Annotated in this window: 3 protein-coding genes and 1 pseudogene; 3 read left to right on the plus strand and 1 reads right to left on the minus strand. The window is 62.6% G+C overall.

Annotation, left to right across the window (positions count from 1 at the left end):
• Positions 1–187 (plus strand): annotated as a pseudogene (locus tag EOA60_RS26065) (hypothetical protein); the annotation flags it as partial.
• Positions 188–271: 84 nt separating this feature from the next.
• Here the strand turns inward: EOA60_RS26065 and dksA are convergent.
• Positions 272–688 (minus strand): RNA polymerase-binding protein DksA, encoded by a 417-nt coding sequence (gene dksA / locus EOA60_RS26070; protein WP_040972254.1) that lies wholly within the window; start codon positions 686–688, stop codon positions 272–274.
• Positions 689–943: 255 nt separating this feature from the next.
• Here dksA and EOA60_RS26075 point away from each other — a divergent pair, with 255 nt between their 5' ends.
• A complete protein-coding gene (locus EOA60_RS26075; RefSeq protein WP_095825312.1) occupies positions 944–1447 on the plus strand; it encodes a histidine phosphatase family protein in 504 nt (167 codons plus the stop codon).
• Positions 1448–1509: 62 nt separating this feature from the next.
• Positions 1510–2973, plus strand: coding sequence for a YcjX family protein (locus tag EOA60_RS26080; protein WP_095825311.1), 1464 nt, complete (start codon positions 1510–1512; stop codon positions 2971–2973).
• Positions 2974–3010: the final 37 nt, after the last annotated feature.

Consider the following 3010-nt stretch of genomic DNA (forward strand, 5'->3'; position numbering starts at 1 on the left):
GAATGGCACTGGCCGGCAGGCCCCGCCGCAGCCCTCCAACGACTCGATCGACGACACACTGATGCACGAGCTCGAGGCATCGTTGGAGGAGTCCCATTCCAAACCGGCAAGCAAGCCGGCGGCGAAGCCCTCGCTCGATGACGAGATGACCAAGCTTCTCGGCGAGCTGGCCAGCCACAAACGCTGACCCCCAAAGGATTGCCGCTCAAAAAAGAAAATGGCCGGAAAGATCCGGCCATTTTCGCAAAACCTGCGTCTGTCCCAACCCGCGTCAGTCGTCGCGGTAGACCTTCTCGCGGCGTTCGTGGCGCTCCTGCGCCTCGATCGACAGCGTCGCGATCGGGCGGGCGTCGAGCCGCTTCAGCGCGATCGGCTCGCCGGTTTCCTCGCAATAGCCATAGGTGCCTTCGTCGATGCGCTGCAGCGCGGAGTCGATTTTCGAGATCAGCTTGCGCTGGCGATCGCGGGCGCGCAGTTCGATGGCTCGGTCGGTTTCGGAAGAGGCGCGGTCGGCTAGGTCGGGATGGTTGGCGTTTTCTTGCTGGAGGATTTCGAGTGTTTCACGCGCTTCGCGAAGGATGTCATTCTTCCATGTGATAAGCTTCTGGCGGAAGTATGATTTCTGCCGTTCGTTCATGAACGGCTCGTCTTCGGAGGGTACGTAATCGGCGGTAACGATGTCGTTCATTCGACTCACCCAACAACCCCAAATTTGGCGCCTATATATTCGCGGACAAGGGGCTGCACAAGCGGAAACAATAACAGTTTCACGCATTTGTTAGTCTTCGCAGCAGCAGGCATTCGCGGCGGCCATTTCTCAACGGTCGGGATCGAAATCATCAGCGATTCGGCGCGGTTGCGCGTCCTATGCCATTGTGCACGACACCGTTCTGGTGACTAATCGCCAAAACGCTCAGCGTATTCAACATAAAGGGGGAGCCGGTTGAGCAGACTTTATCTGTTGAGGCATGCCAAAGCCGGATGGGCGCTGCCCGGTGTTCGTGACTTCGATCGTCCGCTCGACGAATCGGGCATGGCCGACGCTGAGGCGATGGGTGACGCCATGCGGGCCCGCGACTACGTGCCGGATGTCACTCTCTGCTCCAACGCCAAGCGAGCACGGCAGACCCTGGAAGGCCTTGCGGGCCGCACCGACACCGGCCGGGTGCTGTTCTTCGACACACTCTACAGCGAAGATGCCGCCGGTTATCTCGAAATCATTCGTAAGAACAGCGGGGCCGGCTCATTGCTGGTGATCGGCCACAATCCGATGACCGAGGACCTAGCCATGGCGGTGTCGGGCGACGGCGATGAGACCGCGCGAGGCATGCTCAACCACGGCTTTCCCAATTCCGGACTCGCCGTCGTGCGTTTTCCCGGCAATCTCGGTGAAGCAGGCCAAGGCCGTGGTTATCTCGAGGCCTTTCTCAGTCCCGCCGATCTCTGACACCATTTCAAACGCCTTGCCCAAGGCCTATATCGGCCCTGACGGGCGACCCAGAGGCAGATTTGGCATCATCGCTGACCACTTTCACCGACGAGGCGAGGATTGCGCTCGACACGTTGTCGGGCCGGGCCGCCGGGCTCTTCTCCCCATCCCTGCGACTGGGCGTCACCGGCCTCTCCCGCGCCGGCAAGACGGTGTTCATTTCCGCTCTCGTCCATAACCTTATCCATGGCGGGCGGCTGCCGCTGTTCGAAGCGCAAAAATCGGGCCGCATCGCCCGCGCCTTGCTCGAGGAGCAGCCGGACGACGCCGTCCCGCGCTTCCAGTACGAGGACCATGTCGCGGCCCTGGTCGACGACCGTGTCTGGCCGGATTCGACGCGCGCCATTTCAGAGCTGAGGCTGACCATCGAATACGAGTCGGCCTCCGGCTGGAACCGGCTGTTTTCGGCCGGAAAGCTGTCGATCGACATCGTCGATTATCCCGGCGAATGGCTGCTTGACCTGCCGCTGCTCGGTAAATCTTTCGCCGATTTTTCGCGCGAGGCGGTGGAGCTGGCCGCCCTGCCGGTCCGCTCCGACCTGTCACAGGCGTGGCAGGAGCTGGCCTCCTCGGTCGATCCGGACGCCGACGCGGACGAGATGACGGCGCGCCGTCTCGCCGAAAGCTTCGCCGCCTATCTCACGGCCTGCAAGCTCGACGAACGTGCGCTGTCGACGCTGCCGCCGGGTCGTTTCCTGATGCCGGGCGATCTCGAAGGCTCGCCGGCGCTGACCTTCGCGCCGCTGATGAAATTGTCGGAACGGCGCCGCCCCGGATCGCTGCAGGCGATGATGGAGCGCCGCTACGAAGCCTACAAGACCCATGTCGTAAAACCGTTCTTTCGCGAGCATATCACCCGTCTCGACCGCCAGATCGTGCTGATAGACGCCATGCAGGCGCTCAACGCCGGCCCGGCCGCCATGGCCGACCTCGAACGGGCCGTCACCGAAATCCTCTCCTGCTTCCGACCCGGGCGGGGCAATTTCGTCACCGACCTGTTTTCGAGGCGCATCGACCGCATCCTGGTGGCGGCGACCAAAGCCGACCAGTTGCACCACGAAAGCCATGACCGGCTGCAGGCGATCGTGCGCCGCCTGGCCGACCGGGCGGTGGCGCGGGCCAATTTCAGCGGCGCCGATGTCGATGTGGTCGCCATGGCGGCGGTGCGCTCGACCCGCGAGGGCACCGTGAAGCAAGGCCGCGAGACATTGCCGGTGATCATCGGCACGCCTTTGAAAGGCGAGAAGATCAACGGCGAGACATTCGACGGCAAAGCCGAAACAGCCATATTTCCCGGTGACTTGCCGGAAAAGGTCGATCCCGTGTTCGACGTTTCCGGGCAGCAGGCGGAAAACAATGCGATCCGTTTCGTGCGCTTTCGTCCGCCGAAGCTCGAGCGGACGGCCGAAGGCGTCACGCTGTCTTTGCCGCATATTCGCCTCGACCGCGCGCTTCAGTTCCTGATCGGAGATCGTTTGGCATGAATCCGCCCCGCAAACCGGCGGCCTTCCGCATCGAGCC

This window comes from Mesorhizobium sp. M1A.F.Ca.IN.020.06.1.1, assembly GCF_004023265.1.
Classification (GTDB): domain Bacteria; phylum Pseudomonadota; class Alphaproteobacteria; order Rhizobiales; family Rhizobiaceae; genus Mesorhizobium.